Genomic DNA, 25,919 nt, shown 5'->3' with positions numbered 1-25,919 from the left:
CAGGCCAGACAGAGCCGCCTTGACTGACGGGCCATGGACGCCTTGCGGCTTCAGCGAATTTCAGCACTGGAAGAACTCTCTCGGCCGGATATGACCGTCACCCGATCCGGCCGGCAGCATGGACGAACACGATGAGCACAACCGGCCCCCGCCTGCGCATTGCGCCTTCTCCCACCGGCGAGCCGCATGTCGGCACAGCCTATACGGCGCTTTTCAACTATCTCTACGCCAAGAAGATGGGCGGCACCTTCATTCTCCGCATCGAGGACACGGACGCTTCGCGATCGACCCCCGAATATGAGAAGAACGTGCTCGATGCGTTGAAATGGTGCGGGCTCGAATGGGATGAGGGCCCCGATGTCGGCGGCGAGTATGGTCCCTACCGCCAGTCCGACCGCAAGGACATCTACAGGCCATTCGTCGACAGGCTGGTGGAAGAAGGCCACGCCTTCCATTGCTTCTGCACGCCCGAGCGTCTGGAGCGCATGCGCGCCGGACAGCGCGCCGAAGGCCGCGCCCCGAAATATGACGGGCTCTGCATGCATCTGAAGGCCGAAGAGGTGAAAGCCCGCATCGAGGCGGGCGAGCCCAATGTCGTGCGCATGAAGATTCCGGAAGAGGGCGCGTGCAAATTTACCGACGGCGTCTATGGCGATGTCGAGATCCCGTGGGATGCGGTCGACATGCAGGTTCTCTTGAAGGCCGACGGCATGCCGACCTATCACATGGCCAATGTCGTCGACGACCACCTGATGAAGATCACCCATGTGGCGCGCGGCGAGGAGTGGCTGGCCTCGGTGCCGAAGCACATCCTTCTTTACACCTATCTGGGGCTCGAGCCGCCGCAGTTCTTCCATCTGCCGCTGATGCGCAATCCCGACAAGTCGAAACTGTCGAAGCGCAAGAACCCGACCTCGATCTCCTATTACTCGGCGCTCGGCTATCTGCCGGAAGCGCTGATGAACTTCCTCGGCCTGTTCTTCATCCAGATCGCCGAGGGCGAGGAACTGATGTCGATGGATGAGCTGATCGAGAAGTTCGATCAGGACAACCTCAACAAGTCGGGCGCCGTCTTCGACACGCAGAAGCTCGAATGGCTGAACGGCCGTTTCCTGCGCGAGACGCTTTCGGAGGAGGAGTTCATTCTCCGCGTCGCCGCCTGGGCCTCTGAGAATGCTCGGCTGAAGGACGGGCTGAAACTCTCCCAGAGCCGGATCACCAAACTTGGCGAACTCCCGGCGCTGATGGGCTTCCTGCTGCAGTCGGACATGGTGCCGGCGGCGGAAGCGTTTGCGAAGATCAAGAAAACCAATCCGGAAGAAATTCTTGAGATCCTAAAGGCCGTCCAGCCCGTACTGGAAAAGTTGACCGAATGGAACGCGACGACCGTGGAAGAGGCGCTGCGCCAGCTTGCCGATGACATGGACAAGAAGCTGCGCATTGTTGTCGCGCCGCTGTTTGTCGCCATGTCCGGTTCCTCGCGTTCGCTGCCGCTGTTCGACAGTATGGCGATCCTCGGCCGCGCCGTGGTGCGCCAGCGCCTGAAGAATGCCGAGGCCGTCGTTGCAGGCATGGTCGCAGAAGAGGCAAAGAAGTAAGATGAACAAGAAGACCGAAGAACTCTCCTCCGACGCCACGGAAGTGCGCGCGCAGAAGCTTGAAATCCTGCGCGAGAAGATCGGCGACGTCTATCCGGCCCATTTCCACCGCACGATCACCAATGCGGAACTGGCGGAAAAATATGCCGACCTTCCCGACGACACGATGACCGAGGATGTCGTTACCGTTGCCGGCCGCGTCTATTCCATGCGCAATTCCGGCATGTTCGTTGACCTGCGCGATGCCTCGGGCAAGATCCAGATCTTTTCCCACAAGGACACGACGCCGGAAGAAGTGCGGGAGATGTGGTCGCTGGTCGACCTCGCCGATATCGTCGGCGTCACCGGCGTCGTCCGCCGCACCAAGCGCGGCGAGCTGACCATCAATGCGCATGAGATCACCATGCTCACCAAGGCATTGAAGCCGATGCCGGAGAAATATCATGGTCTCGCCGACATCGAGACGCGCTATCGCCAGCGCTATCTCGACATCATGAGCAATGAGGATTCGAAGCTGCGCTTCATCCAGCGCTCGAAGATCCTCTCCGGCGTGCGTCGTTTCCTCGAAGGCGAGGGCTTCATGGAAGTCGAGACGCCGATGCTGCAGTCTATCTATGGCGGCGCGTCGGCCGATCCGTTCAAGACCCACCACAACGCGCTCGACATGGACATGTATCTGAGGATCGCGCCGGAGCTCTACCTGAAGCGCATCCTGGTTTCCGGGCTCACCGACAAGGTGTTCGAGGTCAACCGCAACTTCCGCAACGAGGGCGTCTCCACCCGGCACAATCCCGAGTTCACGATGATGGAGTGTTACTGGGCCTATGCCGATTACGAGGACATGATGGGTATTGTCGAGCGCATGTTCGAGACGCTCGCTGTGACGCTCCACGACAGCACGGCGGTGAAGTTTGGCGAGATCGAGCTCAATTTCAAGGGCCCGTTCAAGCGTGTGCCGATGCCCGACGCCGTGAAGGAGGCGACCGGGATCGATTTCCTGTCGATCGCGACCGACGAGGAGGCCCGCGAAGCCGCCGAAGCCGCCGGTTTCGAGATCGAGAGCGACTGGACCTGGGGTGAATGCCTGGCTTTCATCTTCGAGGAGACACTGGAAGCATCGCTGATCCAGCCGTGCCATGTCACGCATTTCCCGAAGGACATTTCGCCCTTCGCCAAGGAAGTTCCGGGCGAGCCGCGTCTGGTCGAACGCTTCGAGACCTATGTCAACGGCTGGGAGCTCGGCAATGCGTTCTCCGAACTCAATGATCCGCTCGAGCAGCGCCGCCGCATGGTCGAGCAGCTCGAGCAGGCCCATGCCCGTGGCGAGATGGAAAAGAAGCTGGACGACGATTTCCTCAACGCCATGGACCACGGCATGCCGCCGGCGGGCGGACTTGGCATCGGCATCGACCGCCTGATCATGCTTCTGACCGACGGCCCCTCGATCCGCGACGTCATCCTCTTCCCGGCCCGCCGCCACAAGGATTGACTGCGGAACGCCCTGCGTACAAAGAAGAAAAAGGCCCGGACGGTGGACCGTCCGGGCCTTTTTCTTCTTCGCAGGCGTCATTCCTTCTGTCTGTAGTCCTCGGGGATGACAAAGGTTTCGTCGGCGCGGTAATAGCCACCGTCCTTCACCTCCTCAATCAGCACCATCGTGTGTACGCGCGCTGCTTCCGTAAAATATTCCACGAGCATGTCGGTGACGCGATGGCCGATCTCTGCTTTCTGGGCGTTGGTCAGCGCCGCTTCCGGGGTTTTGATGTTCACAAATGGCATTTGTTTCTCCTTGCTTCAAACCATGCCGCCATTGACGCGGATCACCTGGCCTGTGATGTAGCGGCTCTCGTCGGAGACGAGAAAGGCGACAACATCGGCGATATCGGCTGGCTCGCCGAGGCGTCCAGCCGGGATCATGCCGGTCAGGCGGGCGATCAGTTCCTCGCTCTTGCCATCAAGGAACAGTTCCGTCGCGACCGGGCCGGGGGCAACGGCGTTGACCGTGATTCCGCGCCCCGCGAGCTCCTTGGCGGCAATATGGGTCATGGTCTCCACGGCGGCCTTGGTCGCGGCGTAGACGCCATAGGACGGCAGTTTGGTGCCGACGACGCTGGTGGAGAAATTGACGATCCGCCCTCCGTCCGCCAGCCGGCTTGCTGCCGCGCGGATGCCCCGGAACGTGCCGCCGAAATTGATATCGACCTCGCGGGCAAAGGTCTCGTCGTCGAAATCCTTGAACGGGGCCAGAAGCAGCACGCCGCCATTGTTGATGAGAATGTCGGCTTTGCCGAAATGGTTTTCGGCGGCATCGAACAATGTCGTCATGCCGTTGATGGCGGCGAGATCAGCCCGCACGGCAATGGCCCTGCCGCCGGCCTCGGTGATCCCGGCGACGACGGTCTCGGCCGCCTCCTTGCTGTTTGCGTAGTTGACGATGACGTTGATGCCTCCCCCGGCCAGGCGTCTTGCGATCTCCGCGCCGATGCCGCGCGATGCGCCGGTCACGATTGCTGTCTTGGTCATGTGGGTCTCCTTTTCTGTTCGGGCAAAAGATAGACGCGAAGTTTCGGCAAACAATCAGGAGAAAATTGACAATATAATTCGGCTGTGATGAACAATGGATCATGGACAGACTGGATCGCATGCAACTCTTCACCCGCATTGCCGAGCGCGGCAGCTTTTCGGCGGCCGCAAATGACCTCGGCCTTTCGCGATCCACGGCGACGGCGGCCATCCAGTCGCTTGAGGCCGATCTCGGTACAAGGCTTCTGCAACGCACGACGCGGCATGTCACGCTGACGCTGGAGGGTGAGGCCTTCTACATGCGGGCGCTCTCGATCCTTGCCGAGGTCGAGGCGGCGGAATCGGCGTTCCGGGCGGAAGGCCCGATCGGGCTTCTGCGCATCGACGCCCATCCGCACCTGACTCGGACTTTCCTGCTGCCCCGCCTTTCGGCGTTCCTGAAACGCTATCCGGGTCTCGATCTGCATTTCGGCCAGGGGGATCGCTATGTGGACCTGGTGCGCGAGGGGGTTGACTGCGTTATCCGCGCCGGCGAACTGGAAGACAGCGGGTTGATTGTCCGAAGGCTCGGGCATCTCGACGAGGCCACCTGCGCCAGTCCCGCCTATCTCGCTGTCCACGGCGTGCCCGAAACGCCCGACGACCTGCCCGGTCATCGCGCGGTCGGCTTCGTGTCCTCGCGCACGGGCGAGGTGATGCCGCTGGAGCTCTCGGAGAACGGCCGGACGCGCTTCGTGAAACTCGATTGCAGGGTGACGGCGAATGATTCCGGCACGGCGCTCGAACTTGGCCGGCTCGGTTTCGGCCTCGTGCAGGCGCCCCGCTATCATTTCGAGGAAGACCTCAAGGCCGGGCGGATGGTCGAGGTGCTGCCTGCGTTTCCGCCGCCGCCGACCCCCCTTTCGGCGCTTTATCCGCAAAACCGCCAGACGGCGCCGCGACTTCGCGTTTTTCTCGACTGGATTGGCGAGATCTTCGCACATACGAGGATTTAGCGCGTTTCGCATTCAGATGGAAACACCTGGCGTCTGCGAAGATGCATCAAAACAAAGAGATAGAGCGGTTCCGCGTTTCCATGAAAGACGGAGCCGCTCCAGGCTTCGTCTGAAAACGGGTTACAATCGCGTCACGGTTCTTGTCTGTGAACCTCTCGCTTCCCACATCCATGAGAGACAATAATGGGAGGTTGAAATGGCTCAACTCAAAGACAAAGTGGCCATTATCACGGGTGGTGCCGGCGGGATCGGGATTGCCACGGCCAAGCGCATGACCGTCGAAGGCGCCAAGGTGCTGCTGGTGGACCTTGATGAGGATGCGCTGAAGGATGCGGTTGCGGAACTCGGCCATGACAAGGCGGCCTATGCCGTGGCGGACGTTACCGATCCCGAGCAGACGCAGGCTTATGTCGCGGCCGCGGTCGAAAAGTTCGGCAAGCTCGACATTCTTGTCGCGAATGCCGGCATTGAGGGCGTCGTGAAGCCCATCACCGATTACCCGACAGAGATGTTCGACAAGGTGATGGCGGTCAATGTCCGCGGCATCTTTCTCGGCCTTAAATATGCCATGCCGGAACTGAAGAAAACCAAGGGCAATGTGGTGATCATGGCCTCGGTGGCAGGCCTTGGTGGCACGCCGGATGTCTCGGCCTACATCACCTCGAAACACGCGCTGGTCGGACTGATGCGCACCGCTGCCCTTGAGGGCGCGCGCGATGGCATCAGGGTCAATTCGATCCATCCCTCGCCGGTCGAAACGCGGATGATGCGTTCGCTGGAGGAAGGGTTTGCGCCCGGCCATGGCGGCGAGGCCAAGAAGGGGTTCGCCGCCAGCATTCCGCTGCAGCGCTATGCCGAGCCTGACGAGATCGCCGATGCCGTCGTCTATCTCGCCAGTGATCAGGCCAAATTCGTCACCGGCGTGCGCCTGCCCGTCGATGGCGGCATGACGGCCGACTGACGACAGCGCCGTGCGTCCCATTCGGACGCACAAAGAACGCTCTGACCTATTTTAGCTACGCATAGTGCTTTCCGAGAATCGATTCCGATTTTCGGGCCGTTGCGCCAAGATCTCTCTCCCGCGACCTTGCCGTCGCGAACAAGGCCCGGCCTGGACCAACAGGCCGGGCTTTTCATGTCGACGGCCTGAACCGAGCAAGAGTCGGCTCGGCGGCAAGGAGACGGCGCGTATAGTCCTCGCGCGGGTTGTCCAGCACGTCCCGCAAGGGACCGGCCTCGACGACCCGCCCCGCATGCATCACCGCAACCCGGTCGCAGATCTCGTCGACAACGCCGATGTCATGGGTGATCAGCAGGATCGAGACGCCGTGGTCTGCCCGCATCCGCAAAAGCAGCTTCAGGATCTGGGCCTGCACCGTGACGTCGAGCGCAGAGGTCGGCTCGTCGGCCACCAGCAGCTTCGGCCGGGTGATCAGCGCCCTGGCAATGGCGATCCGCTGGCGCTGCCCGCCGGAAAACTGATGGGGATAGCGGTCGAGGTCGTCCGCGCTCAATCCGACCTCTTCCAGAAGCGCGGCGATCCTCTGCCGTCGCTTTGCTCCGCGCGGGGGGGGTTCCTCAAGGCCAAGCGGCTCGCCGATGATCCGGTCGACCGTGTGGCGCGGATCGAGCGAACCATAAGGGTCCTGAAACACCATCTGGAAATCGCGGCGCAGAGGACGCAATTGCCGTTCGGACAATGCGGTGATCTGGCGGTCCTCGAAGAGTACCGTGCCCGATGTCGGCCGGTCGAGCGCCATGACGAGCCGGGCGAGGGTGGACTTGCCGGAGCCGCTTTCCCCGACAATGCCGAGGATTTCGCCGGGCTGGAGGCTGATCGAGACATTCTCGAGCGCGGCAGGGCCATCGGCACCATAGCGGCGGCAAAGGTTTTCAGTGCGCAGAAGCGGAGTCATGGGTCGCTTCCCAGTCCGGCCCGCACCCGCCGGGGCAGGGATGACAGCAGTCGCTTCGTATACGGATGCTCCGGTCGGCAGATAATGTCTTCCGCCGTTCCTGTTTCCACCATGCGTCCGGCCTGCATCACCGTCACCCGGTCCGCCATCCGCGCGACGACGCCGAAATCGTGGGAGATCAGCATCAGGCCGATGCCGAGCTCGCGCACCAGCTGATCGAGAATGTCTAGGACCTCCGCCTGGACGGTGACGTCGAGCGCCGTGGTCGGCTCGTCGGCGATGAGCAGCGCCGGCTTCAGCGCCAGCGCGATGGCGATGCCGACGCGCTGGCGCTCTCCGCCGGAAAGTTCGTGCGGATAGGCCTTTGTCCTGTCCGGGGCTCTCGCGATCCGCACCATCTCCATCAGGCGAAGCGCTTCGCTTCGCGCACCTCCGCGGGAAATTTCGCGATGAAGGCGCAAGGCCTCGGCGATCTGGCTGCCGACGGTCATGGCCGGGTTGAGCGCAGTCATCGGCTCCTGGAAGATCATGCCGATCTTCTCGCCCCGGATCGCGCTCATCTGCCGTTCGGAAAGCGAAAGAAGGTCATCGCCGAAAAGGCGGATTGCCCCGGAGGCCGAAGCGCCGCGCGGCAGTAGTCCGATCGTCGCCAGCGCCAGCATGGATTTGCCGGAGCCGCTTTCCCCGACAACGCCCAGCGTCTCGCCGCGTGCAAGCGAAAGGTCGATGCCGTGAAGCACAGCGCGTTCGCCCTCACGGGGCCTGAACGCTACCTTCAGCCTTTCGATCTCCAGCATCATCGGCCATTCCTCCGGCGCGGGTCGGCCATCTCGCCGAGCCCGTCGCCCAGAAGATTGAGGCCGAGAACGGCAAGCGAGATCGCAAGCCCCGGGGCTAGCGCCATATGCGGGGCGGCAGCCAGGTATGTCTGGGCCTCCGCCAGCATCCGGCCCCAGGAGGGCGTCGGCGGCGATACGCCGAGGCCGAGAAAGGAAAGTCCCGCTTCCGTCAGGATCGCGAGCCCCGTCTGGATGGCGAACTGCACGATGATCTGCGCCGCAATGTTCGGAAGCACATGTTCGAGCGTGATGCGCAGGCCGGATTTCCCGGCCATGCGGGCAGCGAGGATATAGTCGCGGGCGGCAATCTGCAAGGCGGCTCCGCGCGTGACCCGGGCAAAGACCGGCACCATGAAGAGGGCGATGGCCGTGATTGTCGTTTTTGGTCCGCCGCCAAGGACGGCTGCCAGAAGAAGTGCCGAGAGCACCGGCGGGAAGGCGAAGATCACGTCATTGACCCGCATGACCACGGCCTCGAAACGGCCGCGCATGGCAGCGGCTGCCGTGCCAAGGGCGATGCCGAGAACGCCGCCGACCAGCACCCCGGAAAAGGCGATGCTGAGCGAGGTCCAGGCGCCCGCCATGATCATCGAAGCCTCGTCCCGGCCGAAGTGATCGGCGCCGAGAAGACCGCCAGGACCTGGCGGCTTCAGCCGCGCCGGAATGTTGATCATGGTCGGATCGGCCGGCGTCCAGAAGCGGCTGAGAATTGCCGTCGTCACGAAGAGCGCGGTTATCGCGCCTCCGACGAGCAGGGAGAGCGGCAACCGCCTCATCGTCTCAACCTCGGATCGATGACGGCATAGAGCGCGTCAACGGCAAAGTTCAGCCCCATGACGATCGCCGCGAAGAAAAGAGCGACATTCTGCACCACGATCAGGTCGCGCTGGGCCAGCGCCTGATAGGCGAGCGTGCCCATGCCCGGCAGGGCGAAGACGTTTTCCACCAGCACCGTGCCGGCAACCAGCACCGAGATCTGCAGGCCGAGCATGGTGACGACGGGGATCAGCGCGTTCGGCACCACATGACGCCAGAGCGCGTAGGCGGGCGTCCCGCCCTTGGCGCGGGCGGTGCGCACGAAATCCTCGTCGGTCAGTTCGATCACGGCGGTCCGGGTCACCCTTGTCAGTACTGCGGCCTGCGGTATGGCGAGCGCGATCGCGGGCAGCGCCAGCGCGTTGAGAGCCGGAAGAATGCCCGCCTCCCAACCCGGAAAGCCGCCGGCCGGAAACCAGCCGAAGGTAAGCGCCACGCCGAGGATCAGCAGCAGCCCGATCCAGAAATTGGGCACCGCAATGCCGATCTGGGCGAAGAGCGCGGCAAGGAGATCTACCGGGCCATTGGGGCGGGCGGCGGCGAGCACGCCGAGCGGCACGGAGACGGCGAGCGAGAGGAGAATGGCAAGCCCGGCAAGCGGCAGGGTGACGGCGAGCCGCTCGCCGATCAACGTGCCGACTGGTGTGGAATAGGTGTAGGAATTGCCGAGATCGCCCGTCAGAACGCCTGAAAGCCAATCGAAATAGCGAAGGAGGAACGGTTGATCGAGGCCGAGCTGGTGGCGAAGCGCTGCAAGCGTGTCGGGTGCGGCGGATGTGCCGAGCATGATCTCCGCCGGATCGCCCGGCACGGCCGCCATCACCGCGAAGATAACGAAGGAGACGCCGACAAGGCTTGCCACGAGAAAGCCGAAACGGCGCGCCAGCCGTGCCGGCGCGCCTCTTGCCCGTTGATGCATGCCTGGGGCTTGCGCCACGTCTATTCGCTCCAGCGGGCGTCCGTCACATCGTTGGAGGGCACCGGCTCGTTGTTCCACATGCCTTCCAGCCCGGCTTTCCAGATACCGATCTTGGGCCAGGCATAGAGAAACAGCGCGGGCACGTCCTCGGCCAGGATTTCCTGGGCCTTGCGATAGCCTTCAAGCCGGGCGTCTTCATCCGTCGCGTTTGCGATCTCCGTCATGGTCGCGTCGAAGGCGGGATTGTCATAGTTGAAGTAATAGGGGTGGCGGGCATAGATGCCGATATCGAGCGGCTCGGCATGGCCGATAATGGTCATGTCGTAGTTCGTATCCTTGAACACATCCTTGATCCAGGTTGCCGGAAATTCGGAGGATTCGATCGTCATCGTCACGCCGCTTTGCGCAAGATAGGCCTGCATGATTTCCGCCGCGCGCTCGGCATAGGTCCGGTTCGGAACCTTCATGGTGAAGGAAAGCCCGTCGCCGTAGCCGGCCTCGGCCAGGAGCGCCTTTGCCTTCTCCGGGTCGTAGGGCAGAACGCCGGTCAGGTCTTCATAGCCGGCATCCGATGGCGAGAAATGGCTGCCGATCGGCGTGCCGAAGCCGGAATTGGCGGCCTCGACGATCGCCTGCCTGTCGAGCATCATCATCAGCGCCCGGCGCACGCGGACGTCATCGAAGGGCGGCTCGGCATTGTTCATGCCGGCGACGACCTCCATGCCGGTGGTGCCGGGCACGACCTCGAAGGCGTCCTTGGTCTCGAACTGGCTGACGAGTTCGGGCGCGGTGAACTCCGGAATGGCGTCGACGCCGCCGGAATTGAGGGCTGCGGCCTGGGCCTGCGGATCGGCGATGAAGCGGAATGTGACGTTCTCGAGCGCCGGCTTGTCTCCCCAGTAATCGGGCCAGGCGGAAAGCTTCACCTCGTTGCCCTTGCGCCATTCGGCGAAAGCGAAGGGGCCGGTGCCGACAGGGTCGGTGGCGTTTGTCTCGACGCTCGTCGGCTCTACCATCACGGCGGCGGGAAAGCCGAGCCAGTAGAGAAGGTCGAAGGCGGGCCGGGAGAGATGCAGCACGAGCGTATCGGCGTCAGGCGTTTCCACGCTCTCGATTGCGCTGTAGAGCGCCTTTTGCGGATTGACGGAGCCTTCGGCGAGGATGCGGTCGATCGCAAACTTAGCCGTCTCGGCATCGAAGGCCTTGCCATTGTGGAAGGTGACGCCGTCCTGAAGGTCGAATGTGTAGGTCAGGCCGTCATCGGAGACTGTCCAAGCGCTTGCGAGCTGCGGCACGATCCCGCCGTCCTCGTTGATGGCGACCAGACCCTCGAAGACATTCTGCCACACGACCTGGCCGATGGCGACGGGGGCTGCGGCCGTCGGGTCGAGTCCTGTCGGTTCGGTGCTCATGGCGAGCACGAGGTCCGTCTTCGCCTCGGCGAAGGCCGGCGCGCCGGCGATCAGGCCGGTAAAGACGGAGGCAGCAAGTAGGGCGCGGGCGCCGAAACGTTTGTTCATGGTCTAAAATCCTCTCCCGTGGATCGAACTGGGAGGGTCTATACCGCGCCCGGGAATGAAGTGTAAACAGTTAACATGAAAAACATCATATGTGTAACGATAATCGTTTCACTGACATCCTTAGTCCCCCGGCTGAACGCGTCTGTCATGGGCGCGCAGGAAGGTCCTCAGGAAGTCCGCAAGGCGTTTCGCCGCGAAAGTCGGCGTCGGACCGTCCGGGCGGACCAGCCTGATGTCCGTGGAGATCTCGGCCCGTTTCTCGAAGGGGCGGACGATGAGCGCCTTTTCGCGGATTTCGCGCGCCACCGTCATGGCCGGCAGGATGAGAACGGCGGCGCCGCTGCGCGCCAGTTCCTTCTGCAGTTCCAGCGAGGAGGTCTCGAAGGTCGCGGCCATCGGCTCAAGCCCGGCGGCGCGCTGGCGCGCGTCAAAATCGCGGCGAATGCTGAAGGCGCGATCCGGCATGGCCACGGCATGGTCGCGTATGGCCGCGAGCGTAACCGTCGCCTCCGCGGCGAGCGGATGGTCGGGCGCCATCACCGGTTGGTGCAGAACGGGCAGTTCGATCAGCGTCTCCGTTTCGCCGTCCTTCGGCGAAAACATCGTCACCGCCAGATCGGTCTCGCCGGCGGCAACGGCGCGGACCGCGGCCTCGGCGGACGAGACCGTGACCGCGATCGAGATCGCGGGGTAGAATGCATAGAATTCCGCGAGCGCCGGGGCGAGGATCGCGCTGATCACCGCGCCGTTGACATGAAGCGAAACATGGCCGGCCTTCAGGTCGCGCAGGTCGTCGATCACCTGCCGGGCGCTTTCAAGGTCGCGGATGACGCCGAGCGTGCGTTCGGCCAGAAGCGCGCCTGCCGCCGTCAGCACGATCCCGCGCGCGCCGCGTTCCACCAGCGGCGCATCGAAATAGGCCTCGAGATTTTCGAGCTGGCGGCTGACGGCCATGGGCGAGACGCCGAGCGCCTCGGCGGCCTGACGGATGGAGCGCGAGCGCACAAGTTCGTTGAAATAGATGATGGCCTGTAGCTGCATGCGTCCTTCCCGTTCGAATTTTTCCATATGAGCCGGTCATCTGCCGGACCGCAAGCCCCGCCATGGCTGTTCCCGCGCTTTCGCAGCCGGCATGGCTTGCAATTTGGTATCTGATTGGTATTAGTTTTGGGAAGGATGAATCAGGTGCAAGATGCAGGCGCTGTTCGATGACATTGACCTTTCGGGAACAGGCCCGCTTTACCGGCGGCTGAAGGCCGGTATCCGCGCGGCGATTGCCCGCAGCGCGCTCGAGGGCGGCGCCGCTCTGCCGCCGGAACGCGATCTTGCCGTGCGGATCGGCGTCAGCCGGGTCACGGTTCGCCGCGCGATTGCCGAACTGACGGGCGAGGGTATTCTGAACCGCCGGCGCGGGGCGGGGACCTTCGTCGCCCGCCCCGCCGTCCGCATCGAACAGAAACTCAAGCGCCTGACATCCTTCACCGAGGATATGAAGGCGCGGGGCATGGAGCCGCATTCGTTCTGGCTGGAACGCGCGCTCCAGCCGGCATCGGCCGAAGAGGCGGAAGCGCTCGATATCGCGCCGGGCGCGCGCGTCGCGCGCCTCAGCCGCATCCGTTTTGCCGACGACCGGCCGATGGCGCTCGAATACACGGCGCTTCCGGGCGACATCCTGGAGGCGCCGGCAGCCATCGGCCCGTCGCTCTACGCCGCGCTTACCGAACGCGGCATTCGCCTTCAACGGGCCGATGAGCGTATCACCGCGACCATCCTGACCGATGAGCAGGCCGGGCTTCTGGAGGTTCCCGCCGGCGCGCCGGCGCTGGCGATCAACCGCACGGGATTTGATGCCGCGGGCCGCGCCATAGAATTCACCCGATCCTTCTATCGAAGCGATATTTACGACCTAGTCGCCGAGCTGACCTATTCCGAAGAGGGCTGAGGCGATGCAAAAAAGAGACCCAGCGATGACCGACAAGACCCATATGCGCCAAGAGATCGAAGAAATTCCAGCCGCCGCCGCGCGGCTTCTGGATGGCAGCGGCGTGGCCTTCGAACGGGCCGGCAAGGCGCTTGCCGAAAAGGATCCCGGCGTCGTCGTCACGGTCGCGCGCGGCTCTTCCGATCACGCGGCGCTGTTCCTCAAATACGCGGTCGAGCTGACGACCGGCGTGCCGGTCGCCTCGCTCGGGCCCTCGCTCGCCTCGATCTATGACGCGCCGCTGAAGATGGGCTCGGCGGCGGCGATCTCCATTTCGCAATCGGGCAAAAGTCCGGATATCGTCGCGCTTGCCAACGCCGCGCGGGCCGGCGGCGCGCTGACGCTTGCGCTGGTCAACACCATCGCCTCGCCGCTGGCAGAAGCGGCCGATCAGCCGATCGATATTGCCGCCGGACCGGAAAAGGCCGTCGCCGCCACCAAGTCCTACGTCAATTCGATCATCGCCGGGCTCGGCGTGCTTGCCGAATGGGCCGATGATGCGGGCCTCAGGAAGGCGCTGGGTCGATTGCCCGAGGATCTTGAAAAGGCGCTTGGCTGCGACTGGTCGCCGCTGACGGGTTCGCTGAAGGACGCGCAGTCGCTCTATGTGCTGGGGCGCGGCCCGAGCTTTGCCATCGCCAGCGAGGCGGCGCTGAAATGCAAGGAAACCTCCGAGCTTCACGCCGAGGCCTATTCCTCCGCCGAAGTGCTGCACGGGCCGGTCTCGCTGGTGGAGGCGCGTTTTCCCGTGATCGCCTTTGCCGCGCGCGACAAGGCGGAGGCCGCGATCGCCAAAACCGCATCCGGCATGGCGCAAAAGGGAGCGGCCGTGTTCCTGTCCTCGGACATGGCTGAAGGCGGGGCCGTCCGGCTTCCCTTTGTGGCGACCGGTCATCCGCTGACCGATGCGCTCGCCCTGATCGTGCCTTATTACAGCTTCATCGAGCAGCTTTCGCGCGCCCGCGGCTTCAATCCCGACCAGCCGGTCGCGCTCAACAAGGTGACGGAGACCGAGTGAGATGAAAAAGGCGGTTTGCGGCGCCAGGCTTTTCGACGGCGAGCGTTTTCACGATGGCATGGCTCTGGTCTTTTCGCAGACCGGCGTCGAAGGACTTGCGGCAGAGCGTCGTGTGCCGCCGGACGCGGAAATCATCCGCGCCGACGGGTTGATCCTGGCGCCGGGTTTTGTCGATCTCCAGGTCAATGGCGGCGGCGGGGTGCTGTTCAACAATGATCCGAGCCTTTCCGGCATCGAGACCATCTGCAGGGCCCACCAGCAATTCGGCACCACATCGCTTCTGCCGACGCTGATCACCGACACGCGCGAAACCGTCGAGAAGGCCGTTGCGGCGGGGCGGGCTGCGTTTGACGCGGGCGTGCCGGGCTTTCTCGGCCTCCATCTGGAAGGGCCGCATCTTTCGCTTGCCAGGAAGGGCACGCATGATCCGGCGTTGATCCGGTCCATGGATGATGACGATTGCGATTTCCTCGTCGCAAATGCAGGCACTTTCGGCGTGGCGCTCACCACGGTTGCCCCGGAAAGCGTCAGGCGCCAGCAGGTTGCCCGGCTTGTCGAAGCCGGCTTCACCGTCAGCCTCGGCCACACCGCGACAAGCTGCGCCACCGCGCGCGAATACCGCCTGGCGGGCGCGTCCATGGCGACCCATCTCTTCAACGCGATGAGCCCGCTCGGCCATCGGGAGCCGGGCCTTGTCGGCGCCGCTCTGTCCGATGGCGCGTTCTCCTGCGGGCTGATTGCCGATGGCTATCATGTCGATCCCGTCGCCATGGGGATCGCGCTCAGGGCCAAGAAGGGGCCGGGTCGCATTTTTCTCGTTACCGACGCCATGTCGGTTACCGGAACGGATCTGGAAAGCTTCACCCTCAACGGCCGCACGATCTACCGTCGCGATGGCCGGCTAACGCTGGAAGACGGCACGCTGGCCGGGGCGGATACCGACATGCTGACCTGCGTGCGCAACTGCCACAGGATGCTTGGCGTGTCCCTGGGGGAGGCCTTGCGCATGGCCTCGCTTTACCCGGCCGATGCCGTGGGCGTGCGCCGCAAGGGCCGGCTTGCCGACGGTGCCGATGCCGATTTCGTGCTGCTTGGCGAAGACCTTTCGCTGAAAGCCACCTATGTCGGCGGCGCATGCGTTTTCGCCGCCGGTTGATGACGCCTCAATCGAACACGATCGACGGACCCTTGCTGGTTTTGGCCGCAAGGCCGGCCTTGGTCCCCGCGGCGATGGCGCGATAGGCCTTCGCGTGCGGGCCGTCCGGTTCGCCGGCAACCACCGGTGTTCCGGCATCCGAGGTGGTGCGGATGTCCATCGCCAGCGGCACCTCGCCGAGGAAGGGGACGCCGATCTTCTCGGCCTCCGCCTTCGCGCCGCCATGGCCGAAGATATGGTGGGTTTCGCCGCAATTCGGGCAGATGAAGGCGCTCATGTTTTCGACGATGCCGAGCACCGGCACGGAGACCTTGTTGAACATGGCGATCGCCTTGCGCGCGTCGATCAGCGCCAGATCCTGCGGCGTGGAGACGACCACGCTTCCGGCAAGCGGCACCTGCTGGGCCATGGTCAGCTGCGCGTCGCCGGTGCCGGGCGGCATGTCGACGACGAGCACGTCGAGCTCGCCCCAGGCAACCTCGCGCAGCATCTGCATCAGCGCCGATTGCACCATCGGCCCGCGCCAGATGACGGCGGTGCCCTCGTCGACCAGAAAGCCGATCGACATCACCTTGAGGCCGTATTTCTCCATCGGCATGATGGTGCGGCCGGGCCCCTGCATCGGCCGCCCGGAAAGTCCCATCAGCCGGGGAATGGACGGGCCGTAGATGTCGGCGTCCAGAAGTCCCACCCTGAGGCCTTCCGCCGCAAGGCCGAGCGCCAGATTGACCGCAGTGGTGGACTTGCCGACGCCGCCCTTGCCCGAGGCGACGGCGATGATGGAGCCGATGCCGGGAATTTCGGGCTTGGCCTGGCCCTTTCCGCCGGCGCCCTCTTTCGGCGCATCGGGTTTCTGTCTGGCGTCGGGGCGCTCGCCTTTCTGTCCGGCAGGCTTTTCGGCCGTCAGCGTCACCAGCGCCTGGCGCGCGCCGGGCAGCGCTTCGGCGGCCTTTTGCGCGGCAAGACGCACAGGCTCGTAGGCCTCAACCTTGTCGGCGGGAACGTTCAGCGAGAAATAGATCTTGCCGTCAGCGATGAAGATGTCGGAGACGAGGCCGCTGAAAGACAGCGGCTTGCCGTCGGCAAGCGTGACGGTTTCAAGGCTCTTCAGAACCTGTTCCTTGCTGATCGCGGTCATGGCTGCCTTCCTGTTCTCACTCAGTGCCTAGATAGTGGAGATTGCGCGAAACGCCAATGGCGAAGCGGCCCCCTCGACTCGACGCCTTGTCCGAAAGGCGGTCAGTCGAAAAGCATGTCTCTCGTGGCGTGAGGAAGGGTGGGGGAGAAAAAAATAGAAACGCCGGGGCGAAAACATAGACTTTCAAAAGTCCGTCGCGCCGGCGTTTCTATCGTTTTCAAGTCGCGCTCTTGGGCGCGTGTTTGTTTTCATCCCCTCTGGAACTGGAGAGAAGATGAACGATTACCTGAACCAATGCAAGCTGCTTTTTTGCGGGAAGAACAGGGATTTAGACTTGATCGCCCGTCAATGACGGGCAGAGCGTCCGTGTTGCGATGCACAAATTATTGACTCAGCTTATTTTTTGGGCCCGGGGCAAGGCCGCCGGCGGGCGTTCAAAAATCCGGATTTTTTTCTTCCAATGACGGTCCCCGGGGGCTTTTTCGGAGCTTTTGTCCCGCCTGACGGCACAGGCGCGGCAAGATCGCTTGATTTCTCGGCTTTCGTTGGCTTTCCTCATTTGCACGGCCGGGAAAGTCTGCGATTCTCGCGCGGGGGGCTCTCGCGAATGCAAAAGACCGCCACCACATGACAAGAGGAGCGCCGGTAGCGACAATGACTGCAGAGACCGTATTCGAAGGCCGTATTCTGGTGAATGACCGGACGACGCTCGGCGAGGGGCCGGGCTATGACCCGACCGCCGACCAGATCTGGTGGTTCGACATTCTCGACAGCAAGCTCCACCTGCTCAATGCCTCGACCCGGGACAGGCGGATCGTCTCGCTGCCGGAAATGGCGAGCGCCATGGCCGTGGTCGATGAGCGGCGCCACGTCATCGCCATGGAGACCGGGCTTTATTTTCACGATGTCTCCACCGGTGCGCTCAGTCTCCATGCTGCCATCGAGCCGGACAATGCCGTCACCCGCTCAAATGACGCACGTGTGCATCAATCCGGCGCCTTCTGGGTCGGCACCATGGGCAAGGAGGCCGAAGACGGGGCAGGGGCGATCTACCACGTACTCGCCGGCAAGGTGACGAAGATCTTCGACAGGGTCACGATCCCCAATGCCATCTGCTTTTCGCCCGACGGCGCGACGGGCTATTATGTCGACACGCGCATCAACAAGCTGATGCGCGTTCCCGTCGACCCCGAAACCGGTCTGCCCGATGGTCCCGAAGAGGTGTTCATCGATACATCGAAGAAGCCGGGCGGTATGGACGGGGCGATCTGCGACGGCGACGGGCACATCTGGAATGCCCGTTTCGGCGCCGGGGTTCTCGACCAGTATGATACCTCCGGAAGGCTCGTCACCCGTTTCCAGCTGCCCGCCCGGCAGCCGACCTGCCCGGCCTTCATCGGCCGCGACGGCGGCTGGATGATGGTGACCTCGGCTGCCCGCGATGCCGATATCGTCGAGGAACCGAATGCCGGCTTCACCTTCGCCCTGGTGACGGGCGCCAGACCGCGCTTCGATCCGGCTTACCGGGCGTTTTGAGCGTCACGCCGACGAACAGTAGCGCAGCGCGTCATAGATGGCGGCGTGGATGTTGCGGGCATGGATGGCATCGCCGATGCGGATAAGGTCGAACCGGCCCCCGGCATTCGTCTGCGGCAGCGACGGCTTCCGCGCGATCAGGGCCTTGTAGTCAACCGCGCCGCCATTGCGCGCAAGCGGCTTCAGCGCGAAATAGAGATCATCCATCGCCATGGTGCCGTATTCGACCACGACCTGTGCCGCCGCGACTTCCTCGAAGACGCCCGGCGCGTAGTCGGAGGCAAGCACCGCCCTCAGCCCGTTGCCGTCGCGCCTTATCGCCGAAAGACGCTTGTTGATGGTGATCCCGACGCCGTTTTCCGCAAAGCTTCGAGCATAGGGCACATGGTTCATCCCGCCGACATCGGGCGCGAAGAAGCGCTCGGGCGTGACGATCCGAAGTGCTGCGCCGCTGCTCGCGATCATTTCGGCCGTCGTCAGGCCCGGGTGACCGCCGTGATCATCATAAAGCAGCACCGTGTCGGCGGGTTTCACCGTGCCGGCCAGGATATCCCAGCTTGAAACGGCAAGCGCTTCGCCCTCATCAAGCGGCGGCGACTGGGCAATGCCGCCGGTGGCGACCACAACCAGATCCGGCTCTTCCGCCAGAACATCGTCTTCCTCCGCATAGACATTGTAGCGGATCGGGACATTCAGGCGTTCCAGTTCGGCGAGCCGCCAGTCGATGATGCCGATGAGCTCGCGCCGGCGTGGATTGCGGGTGAGAAGCCTGATCTGTCCGCCCGCTTCCCCGGCGGCTTCGAACACCGTGACATCATGACCGCGCTCGGCCAGCACCCGCGCGGCCTCAAGCCCTGCCGGCCCGGCGCCGACCACGACGGCCTTGCGCGGCGTCTCGGACTTCGCGATCACATGCGGCATGGTCGCCTCACGGCCTGTGGCGGCATTGTGGATGCAGAGCGCCTCGCCGCCCTCATAGATCCTGTCGAGACAATAGGTGGCGCCGACGCAGGGGCGGACCCGGTCCTCGACCCCGGCCTCGATCTTCGCGACGATATGCGGATCGGCGATATGGGCGCGCGTCATGCCGACCATGTCGAGACGCCCTTCGGCAACCGCATGGCGGGCTGTGGCGACATCGGCGATGCGGGCGGCATGGAAGACGGGAAACCGCGTCATCTCCCGCACCGCGCCGGCAAAATCGAGATGCGGGGCGGACGCCATGCCCTGGATCGGAATCACCTCCGTCAGAGGCGCGTCATGGTCGATATGGCCGCGAATAACGTTGAGGAAGTCGATCGTTCCGCTGTCAACGAGCATCCGGCAGATCGAAAGCCCTTCCGTGCGGGAAAGGCCGCCCGCCCGGTTCTCATCGGCAACAAGCCGCATGCCGACGATGAAATCCGGACCGCAGCGCTTGCGGATGGCCTCGAGCACCTGAAAGGTGAAACGCAGCCGGTTTTCAAGCGGGCCGTTATGGTCATCGTCGCGCTGGTTGGTGACGGGCGACCAGAAACTGTCCAGGAGGTGGCCATAGGCCTCGATCTCGATGCCGTCGAGGCCGGCTGCCATCATCCGTTCGGCGGCGGTGGCGTAGTCTTCGGCAATGCGGACAAAGTCGAAATCCTCCATTGCCTTGGGGAAGGTGCGGTGGGCGGCCTCCCGCATCGGCGATGCGGAAAGGACCGGCAGCCAGTCGCCCATGTTCCAACCGCTGGTGCGCCGGCCGAGATGCGTCAACTGGATCATCACCGCGCAATCGTGCTCGTGACAGTCCTCGGCAAGGCGCGCCATCAGCGGCACGATCTCGTCGCGCCAGGCATGGAGATTGCCGAAGGCCGCCGGCGAATCCGGCGCGACGACAGCCGATCCGGCCGTCATGGTGAGCGCGATGCCGCCCTTGGCCTTTTCCCGGTGGTAGAGCCGGTAGCGTTCCGTCGGCAGTCCGCCCTCGCCATAGGCCGGTTCATGGGCGGTGGACATCAGCCGGTTCTTCAGGCGCAGGTGCTTGAGCTGGAAAGGCTGGAGCAGGGGGTCTTTGTACATGGCGGTCTCCGGCGTTCTCTTCGTCCATGCTACACGGAAATGAGGTTCATGCCCTGGCGAAAGCGCCGGGCGCTGTCCCGTGCGCGCCAAAAGCGGGGGACGGCATAATCCGCGAGCGTTCCAAAACGGCGCGAATCCCTTTAAGGATGCGCCATGAGCATCAGACAGCTTTCGGAAACCGTCATCAACCAGATTGCCGCCGGCGAGGTCATCGAGCGGCCGGCAAGCGCTGCCAAGGAACTGGTGGAAAACGCGCTTGATGCGGGGGCGACCCGCATCGAGATCGCGACCGCCGGCGGCGGCAAGGCCTTGCTGCGCGTCACCGATAACGGCTCCGGCATGAGCCCGGACGATCTGGCGCTTGCCGTCAAGCGGCACTGCACCTCGAAGATCTCCGCCGATCTCACCGATATCCGCACGCTCGGCTTCCGCGGCGAGGCGCTGCCGTCGATCGGCTCGGTGGCGCGGCTTTCCGTTGCAAGCCGCACGAAGGGCGCTGCAGAAGGGTATCGGATCGAGCTTCACGGCGGAAAGCTCACCGAACCGCAGCCCGCGCCCGTCAATCCGGGCACGATCGTCGAAGTGCGCGACCTGTTCTTCGCCACGCCCGCCCGGCTGAAGTTTCTCAAAACCGAGCGTGCGGAATCCGGCGCGATCACCGAGGTGGTCAAGCGCATGGCGCTCGCCTTTCCGGCGGTTCGCTTCGTCCTGTCCGGCTCCGACCGCTCGACGCTGGAATTGCCGGCAACCGGCGATGACCGGCTGGCCCGCATCGCCCAGGTTCTGGGCAAGGACTTCCGGCCGAACGCGATCGAGATCGATGCGGTGCGCGAAGACGTCGCCCTTTCCGGCTTTGTCGGCGTGCCGACTTTCAATCGCGGCAATTCCGGCCATCTCTATGCCTTCGTCAACGGCCGTCCGGTGCAGGACAAGCTGTTGATGGGGGCCATCCGCGCGGCCTATGCCGAGACCGTGCCGAAGGGGCGTTATCCGATGGCCGTCCTCTGGTTCTCGCTGGATCCGGCGCTGGTCGACGTCAATGTCCATCCGGCCAAGGCCGATGTCCGCTTTCGTGATCCGGGGCTCGTCCGCGGGCTGGTCGTCGGCGCGATCCGCGAGGCGCTGACGAGGAGCGGCGACCGCGCGTCGTCCACCGGGGCAGACGCGATGCTCAGGGCCTTCAGGCCGGGCGTCGCGCCGCAAGGCGAACAGACAGGCGGTTTCGGCGGCGGCTTCGGCCATCGCGATATCCGCCCGTCGAACGTGAACTGGTCGCCCGAGCGTTCCCCCTATCGGCCGGAAGGCTTTGCTGAAGGGGCCGCACCCGCCTTTGCCGGAACAGCGGAGACCGCAAAACCGCAAGAGGCCGCTCGCATGCTTGCCGGTTTCGATGCGCCCTCGGCGCGGTCGGAGGCCTTCGAGCCGCCGCGCGGCGAAGAGACCACGCTCAGCCATCCTCTGGGCGCCGCCCGCGCGCAGCTGCATGAAAATTATATCGTCGCCCAGTCGGAGACCGGATTGGTGATCGTCGATCAGCACGCTGCCCATGAGCGCCTTGTTTACGAGGCGCTGCGCAAGGCGCTTGTCGACCGCCGGCTGCCCTCGCAGGGCCTGTTGATCCCGGAAATCGTCGATATGCCGGAAGAAGACTGCGACCGGCTGATGCCCTTTGCCGAGGAGATGAGCCGCCTCGGCCTCGTCTATGAGCGCTTCGGGCCCGGCGCGATCGCGGTGCGCGAGACGCCGGCCATGCTGGGCGAGGTCAACGCCCCGGCGCTGATCCGCCAGCTTGCCGACGAGGCTGGCGAGTGGGAGACGGCCGAGGGGCTGCGGGCGAAGCTTGAGAGCGTTGCCGCCACCATGGCCTGTCATGGCTCGGTGCGCTCCGGCCGGCGCTTGCGCGTGGAAGAAATGAATGCTCTTCTCCGGCAGATGGAGGAGACGCCGGGCTCAGGCCAGTGCAATCACGGTCGCCCGACCTATATAGAGCTGAAGCTTTCCGATATCGAACGCCTGTTCGGGCGCTAGCACCGGCGGGCGAATTTCTGGAGATGAACTGTTGAATATCCTTGAAGGCAATGGCCGCGGCGAGGCGAAAATCCGGTATCTGGACGCCGATTTCGAAGTGGTCGTACCCGGCACCCATGTGACCTGCGCGGTGACTGGCAAGCGGATTCCGCTGGACGAACTGCGCTATTGGAGCGTTGCGCGACAGGAAGCCTATGTTGATGCGCCTGCCGCCTTTGAGGCGGAGAAGAGGGCCGGAGCGCTGCCGACCGGCAGGGCCTGACCGGCGAACCTCGAGGGACATCGCGTGCCGACGCTCATTTCCTTTGCCGGCCTGCCGGGCGTTGGCAAGACCACGATTGCCCGGCGTCTCGCGCAAGAGCGTCCGGCGGTCTTCCTGCGCGTCGACGAGATCGAGGCCGTGCTCAGGAAGGACGATCCGGCGCGCGAGATCGGTCCGCTGGGCTATGAAATCGCCGCGGCGCTCGCCGTCTCGAACCTGAAGACCGGACAGGACGTTATCATCGATTGCGTCAATCCCTGGCCGTTGACCCGCGCCATGTTCGAAAAGGCGGCTTCAGAGGGCGGAGCCGGTTTCCTCGGCGTCGAAGTCATCTGCGCGGACGCGGCCCTGCATCGCGCCCGGCTGGAAAGCCGGACGAGGGATATCGGCGAAGGGCATGTCGAGCCGGGCTGGCAGGATGTGCTTGACCGTGACTATGCGCCATGGCCCGAAGCCGCGCTGGTGCTGGATACGAGCGTGCTTTCGGCCGACCGGGCGGCAGAGCGCATCTTGAAGATGCTTCGACCGGATTGCGCGAGCGGGGCGTAAGCGCCGGCAAATCGGCATGTGCGATGCAACGGAAATCGTTCGAAGCCGCGGAAGGCTCGCTTGCCTGCAAGGCGCGCATTCAGCCCGGCGCCCGTCCGGTGGAGGCGCGCACGACCAGTTCCGGTCGCCACAATTCCTGGACATCGTCCTTCTCCAGGCCGTTGATGCGGTGGATCAGCCGTTCGGCGACCCGTTTGCCCGCCGTGCGCAGCGATGAGCGCGTCGTGGTCAGCGGCACGGAGAACAGTTCGGGGCGCAGGAGCGGCAGCACGTCGTCATAGGAGATCAGCGAGATATCCCTGCCGAGCTGAAGGCCCGATTGCGTGACGGCGCGCACGATGCCGAGCGCCTGCACCATGCTGGAGCACAGCATGGCCGTCGGGGTTTCGTCGCCGGCGAGAAACCGTTCGGCCGCGCGCTGTCCGTCGGCCTCGGTCATCTGGGCGGAGACATGGAAGCGTTCGTCAAGGCGGAGGCCCGCCTCCGAGAGCGCCTTGATGACGCCGTCGCGCCGGCGGATGGCAAAGCCGAATTTCTCGTCGCCGTTGATAAGGCCGATACGGCGATGGCCAAGCTGGAGGAGGAGACGCGTGGCGTCGTAAAAGGCTGCCTCATTGTCGACGTCGAGCGAGGGATAGGGGTGCGGCGGATCGAAGAAGCGGCCGTGGACCACGAAGGGCAGGCCGAAGGATTCCATCAGATCGATCCGGCTGTCCTGCTCGCGGATATAGGCCAGGCAAAGCCCGTCGACATAGCCGCTGGTCGCAAGGCTTCGCAGCGCGGAGACCTCGTCAGCGGGGTCAGACGGCATGACCACGAGGTGAAAGTCTTCCGCCTGGGCCTTCTCGCCCAGCCCGCTCAGAAACTCGCCGAAATGCAGGTCCGAAATCACCTGGTCGCCGATCGGCATCAACAGGCCGATCGAACCGGCCTTGCCGGTGGCCAGGCGCTGCGCCGTGCGGTTCGGCCGGTAGCCGGTCTCGCGCGCCGCCTTCAGCACCCGCTCGCGGGTCGCGGCGTTGACCTCGGGATATCCGTTCAGGGCCCGGCTGACAGTCGTCGGCGAAAGGCCGAGCCGCGCCGACAATTGTTTCAGGTTCACTCCCGTTTCCTCCCCGGAGGCACGTAACACAAAAAAGAAAGCGTGAAACCCTGTGCGCTCCAAATCGTTCACCGACAAGGATGGTTCCGCGAAAATCCGTTCGCCTCGCTCATGCGCCCTCGCGCGAAGCGTGCACGGACCTCTTTGGCGGCTTCCAAAGCGGTTTGGCTTTTTTATCAAGCCTTGTCGGAGAAAGAAAAGCCCTTTTCGAGTCGGATCGACAGAAAATCGTCTTTAAGTGCAGAAAAACGGCAAAAATCGGTCGTGATTTGCGGAAAGGGGTTGACTCAGACCCGTCACACGAGAATTCTCTGGAGATGTCAAAGCGCTTTGGATAAAGTGTTGTCTGACAACCGAAGCCCTCGAGAGGGTTGAATGTGATGGGAGGTAAATCACATGCATAAAGTTCTGTTGACGGGCGTAGCCTCGCTCGCCCTCGTTGCCGGTGCGGCCCAGGCTGCCGATCTGAAGTTCGCCCCGGGCGAGGATTCCCGCTTCAACTGGGACAGCTTTACCCAGTTTTCCGATTCCCATGACCTGAGCGGTCAGACGCTGACGATCTTCGGCCCCTGGCTCGGCCCCGACAAGGATCTGATCGAAAGCGTTCTGGCTTATTTCGAAGAGGCGACCGGCGCGAATGTCGAATATTCCGGTTCCGACTCCTTCGAGCAGCAGATCGTCATCGACACCCAGGCCGGCAGCCCGGCAAACATTGCCGTGTTCCCGCAGCCCGGCCTTGCCGCCGACCTCGCGGCCAAGGGTTTCCTGACCGAGCTCCCGGCGTCCGCAGGCGAGTTCCTGTCGGAAAAATACGCCGCCGGTCAGTCCTGGGTCGACCTTTCGACCTATGAGGGACCCGATGGCGCGCCCGGCCTCTACGTCTTTCCCTACAAGGCAGACCTGAAGTCGCTCGTCTGGTACGTTCCGGACAATTTCGACGATGCCGGCTATGACGTTCCGGAAACCATGGAAGAGCTGAAGGCGCTCACCGAGCAGATCGTGGCCGACGGCGGCACGCCCTGGTGCATCGGTCTCGGTTCCGGCGGCGCCACCGGCTGGCCGGCGACCGACTGGGTCGAGGACATGATGTTGCGCACCCAGCCGCCGGAAGTCTATGACCAGTGGGTCACCAACGAAATTCCGTTCAACGATCCGCGCGTCGTCAACGCGATCGATGAATTCGGCTGGTTCGCCAAGAACGACACGTTCGTTGACGGCGGCGCGGCCGCGGTCGCCTCCACCGACTTCCGCGACAGCCCGAAGGGTCTCTTCGACAGCCCGCCGAAGTGCTACATGCACAAGATGGCCTCGTTCATCCCGTCCTTCTTCCCGGAAGGCGTCGAGCTCGGTCTTGACGCGGACTTCTTCTACTTCCCGGCTTACGAGGGCGAAGACCTCGGCAGGCCCGTTCTCGGCGCCGGCACGCTGTTCGGCATCACCGATGACAGCCCCGCCGCTCAGGCCTTTATCGAGTTCCTCGAAACGCCGATCGCGCATGAAGTCTGGATGGCGCAGTCCGGCTTCCTGACGCCCTTCAAGGACGTCAATCCGGAGGCTTACGCCAACGACACGCTGCGCGGCGAAGGCGAGATCCTGACCGAAGCCACGACCTTCCGCTTTGACGGTTCCGACCTGATGCCCGGCAAGATCGGCGCAGGCGCGTTCTGGACCGGCATGATCGATTATGTCGGCGGCCAGTCGGCCGAAGAAGCGGCGACCGAGATCCAGAACTCCTGGGATACCCTCAAGTAACGGTCGTCAAACCGGTTGCGTTTTGTCATAATGCACCGGGCCGTCTTCGGCCCGGTGCGCCACTCCTCGAAAATGAGATAGCGCGGTAGCGCACTGTTCCGAAGGCACGCATGGACAAAACCTGCGCGCCTTGCGGCTGGGTTCGGTTCGCCTCGGGCGAGCGTCGAAAAGCTGAAAAGGCAAGAACAGAACGGTCCGGCGAACTCAGTTTCATATCCGTTCTAG

The 25,919-nt window shown here is 63.8% G+C and carries 23 protein-coding genes; 12 read left to right on the top strand and 11 right to left on the bottom strand.

Annotated elements, in window-relative coordinates; genetic code table 11:
• Positions 1-131: 131 nt before the first annotated feature.
• Both gltX and lysS read left to right on the top strand, forming a co-directional pair.
• Complete coding sequence (gltX, locus tag AZF01_RS15210) at positions 132-1,598, top strand: glutamate--tRNA ligase (RefSeq protein ID WP_024709357.1); 1,467 nt, start codon at positions 132-134, stop codon at positions 1,596-1,598.
• 1 nt (position 1,599) lies between these two features.
• Positions 1,600-3,087: a lysine--tRNA ligase gene (lysS, locus tag AZF01_RS15205; RefSeq protein ID WP_024709358.1), complete on the top strand. Its 1,488-nt coding sequence runs from the start codon at positions 1,600-1,602 to the stop codon at positions 3,085-3,087.
• 77 nt (positions 3,088-3,164) lie between these two features.
• On the opposite strand, the gene AZF01_RS15200 is transcribed toward lysS, so the two are convergent.
• Complete coding sequence (locus tag AZF01_RS15200; RefSeq protein ID WP_024709359.1) at positions 3,165-3,377, bottom strand: 4-oxalocrotonate tautomerase family protein; 213 nt, start codon at positions 3,375-3,377, stop codon at positions 3,165-3,167.
• A 15-nt stretch (positions 3,378-3,392) separates the two neighbouring features.
• Positions 3,393-4,121, bottom strand: coding sequence for an SDR family oxidoreductase (locus AZF01_RS15195; protein WP_024709360.1), 729 nt, complete (start codon positions 4,119-4,121; stop codon positions 3,393-3,395).
• Positions 4,122-4,222: 101 nt separating this feature from the next.
• Here AZF01_RS15195 and AZF01_RS15190 point away from each other — a divergent pair, with 101 nt between their 5' ends.
• Together AZF01_RS15190 and AZF01_RS15185 are read left to right on the top strand one after the other, a co-directional pair.
• Positions 4,223-5,116: a LysR family transcriptional regulator gene (locus tag AZF01_RS15190; protein WP_024709361.1), complete on the top strand. Its 894-nt coding sequence runs from the start codon at positions 4,223-4,225 to the stop codon at positions 5,114-5,116.
• 196 nt (positions 5,117-5,312) lie between these two features.
• The gene (locus tag AZF01_RS15185) at positions 5,313-6,077 is read left to right on the top strand and encodes an SDR family NAD(P)-dependent oxidoreductase (RefSeq protein ID WP_024709362.1); all 765 of its coding nucleotides are present in this window, start codon (positions 5,313-5,315) and stop codon (positions 6,075-6,077) included.
• Positions 6,078-6,249: 172 nt separating this feature from the next.
• On the opposite strand, the gene AZF01_RS15180 is transcribed toward AZF01_RS15185, so the two are convergent.
• From AZF01_RS15180 to AZF01_RS15155, 6 genes are all read right to left on the bottom strand, one after another.
• Complete coding sequence (locus AZF01_RS15180; protein WP_024709363.1) at positions 6,250-7,032, bottom strand: dipeptide/oligopeptide/nickel ABC transporter ATP-binding protein; 783 nt, start codon at positions 7,030-7,032, stop codon at positions 6,250-6,252.
• Entirely contained in the window at positions 7,029-7,829 is an 801-nt protein-coding gene (locus AZF01_RS15175; protein WP_244435596.1) for an ABC transporter ATP-binding protein, read from the bottom strand. The genes AZF01_RS15180 and AZF01_RS15175 overlap by 4 nt, the downstream gene beginning before the upstream one ends.
• Positions 7,829-8,647, bottom strand: a complete 819-nt coding sequence (locus tag AZF01_RS15170; protein ID WP_024709365.1) for an ABC transporter permease — start codon at positions 8,645-8,647, stop codon at positions 7,829-7,831. The genes AZF01_RS15175 and AZF01_RS15170 overlap by 1 nt, the downstream gene beginning before the upstream one ends.
• Positions 8,644-9,606, bottom strand: coding sequence for an ABC transporter permease (locus AZF01_RS15165; RefSeq protein ID WP_024709366.1), 963 nt, complete (start codon positions 9,604-9,606; stop codon positions 8,644-8,646). Before AZF01_RS15165 ends, AZF01_RS15170 begins: the two co-directional genes overlap by 4 nt.
• 20 nt (positions 9,607-9,626) lie before the next feature.
• Positions 9,627-11,126, bottom strand: a complete 1,500-nt coding sequence (locus tag AZF01_RS15160; RefSeq protein WP_024709367.1) for an ABC transporter substrate-binding protein — start codon at positions 11,124-11,126, stop codon at positions 9,627-9,629.
• 120 nt (positions 11,127-11,246) lie between these two features.
• Positions 11,247-12,167 carry a LysR family transcriptional regulator gene (locus AZF01_RS15155; protein ID WP_024709368.1) on the bottom strand — a complete coding sequence of 307 codons (921 nt, stop codon included), beginning with the start codon at positions 12,165-12,167 and terminating at the stop codon, positions 11,247-11,249.
• 151 nt (positions 12,168-12,318) lie between these two features.
• On the opposite strand from AZF01_RS15155, the gene AZF01_RS15150 reads away from it, so the two are divergent.
• The 3 genes from AZF01_RS15150 to nagA are packed head-to-tail and all read left to right on the top strand — an operon-like array spanning position 12,319 to position 15,281.
• On the top strand, positions 12,319-13,068 hold the full coding sequence (locus tag AZF01_RS15150; RefSeq protein ID WP_061449708.1) for a GntR family transcriptional regulator: 750 nt from the start codon (positions 12,319-12,321) through the stop codon (positions 13,066-13,068).
• 25 nt (positions 13,069-13,093) lie between these two features.
• Positions 13,094-14,125, top strand: coding sequence for an SIS domain-containing protein (locus AZF01_RS15145; protein WP_024706969.1), 1,032 nt, complete (start codon positions 13,094-13,096; stop codon positions 14,123-14,125).
• A gap of 1 nt (position 14,126) precedes the next feature.
• On the top strand, positions 14,127-15,281 hold the full coding sequence (nagA, locus tag AZF01_RS15140; protein WP_024706970.1) for an N-acetylglucosamine-6-phosphate deacetylase: 1,155 nt from the start codon (positions 14,127-14,129) through the stop codon (positions 15,279-15,281).
• Positions 15,282-15,288: 7 nt separating this feature from the next.
• Here nagA and AZF01_RS15135 read toward each other — a convergent pair whose 3' ends face one another.
• On the bottom strand, positions 15,289-16,419 hold the full coding sequence (locus AZF01_RS15135) for an Mrp/NBP35 family ATP-binding protein (RefSeq protein ID WP_024706971.1): 1,131 nt from the start codon (positions 16,417-16,419) through the stop codon (positions 15,289-15,291).
• A 654-nt stretch (positions 16,420-17,073) separates the two neighbouring features.
• On the opposite strand from AZF01_RS15135, the gene AZF01_RS15130 reads away from it, so the two are divergent.
• Positions 17,074-17,955 carry an SMP-30/gluconolactonase/LRE family protein gene (locus AZF01_RS15130; protein ID WP_024706972.1) on the top strand — a complete coding sequence of 294 codons (882 nt, stop codon included), beginning with the start codon at positions 17,074-17,076 and terminating at the stop codon, positions 17,953-17,955.
• 3 nt (positions 17,956-17,958) lie between these two features.
• Here the strand turns inward: AZF01_RS15130 and AZF01_RS15125 are convergent, their stop codons facing one another.
• Positions 17,959-20,001: an NADH:flavin oxidoreductase gene (locus AZF01_RS15125; protein ID WP_024706973.1), complete on the bottom strand. Its 2,043-nt coding sequence runs from the start codon at positions 19,999-20,001 to the stop codon at positions 17,959-17,961.
• A 153-nt stretch (positions 20,002-20,154) separates the two neighbouring features.
• Here AZF01_RS15125 and mutL point away from each other — a divergent pair, with 153 nt between their 5' ends.
• The 3 genes from mutL to AZF01_RS15110 are packed head-to-tail and all read left to right on the top strand — an operon-like array spanning position 20,155 to position 22,840.
• Entirely contained in the window at positions 20,155-22,029 is a 1,875-nt protein-coding gene (gene mutL, locus AZF01_RS15120; RefSeq protein WP_024706974.1) for a DNA mismatch repair endonuclease MutL, read from the top strand.
• Positions 22,030-22,060: 31 nt separating this feature from the next.
• Complete coding sequence (locus AZF01_RS15115; protein WP_024706975.1) at positions 22,061-22,291, top strand: DUF2093 domain-containing protein; 231 nt, start codon at positions 22,061-22,063, stop codon at positions 22,289-22,291.
• A gap of 24 nt (positions 22,292-22,315) precedes the next feature.
• Positions 22,316-22,840 carry an AAA family ATPase gene (locus tag AZF01_RS15110; RefSeq protein ID WP_024706976.1) on the top strand — a complete coding sequence of 175 codons (525 nt, stop codon included), beginning with the start codon at positions 22,316-22,318 and terminating at the stop codon, positions 22,838-22,840.
• A 79-nt stretch (positions 22,841-22,919) separates the two neighbouring features.
• Here AZF01_RS15110 and AZF01_RS15105 read toward each other — a convergent pair whose 3' ends face one another.
• Positions 22,920-23,942: a LacI family DNA-binding transcriptional regulator gene (locus AZF01_RS15105; RefSeq protein WP_024706977.1), complete on the bottom strand. Its 1,023-nt coding sequence runs from the start codon at positions 23,940-23,942 to the stop codon at positions 22,920-22,922.
• Between the two features lie 396 nt (positions 23,943-24,338).
• Here AZF01_RS15105 and AZF01_RS15100 point away from each other — a divergent pair, with 396 nt between their 5' ends.
• Positions 24,339-25,694, top strand: coding sequence for an ABC transporter substrate-binding protein (locus AZF01_RS15100; RefSeq protein ID WP_024706978.1), 1,356 nt, complete (start codon positions 24,339-24,341; stop codon positions 25,692-25,694).
• Positions 25,695-25,919 lie beyond the last annotated feature (225 nt).

Source organism: Martelella sp. AD-3, from assembly GCF_001578105.1.
Taxonomy (GTDB): Bacteria; Pseudomonadota; Alphaproteobacteria; order Rhizobiales; family Rhizobiaceae; genus Martelella.
The sequence above is the reverse complement of the archived record's forward strand: the minus strand, read 5'-3'. Positions and strand labels throughout refer to the sequence as shown.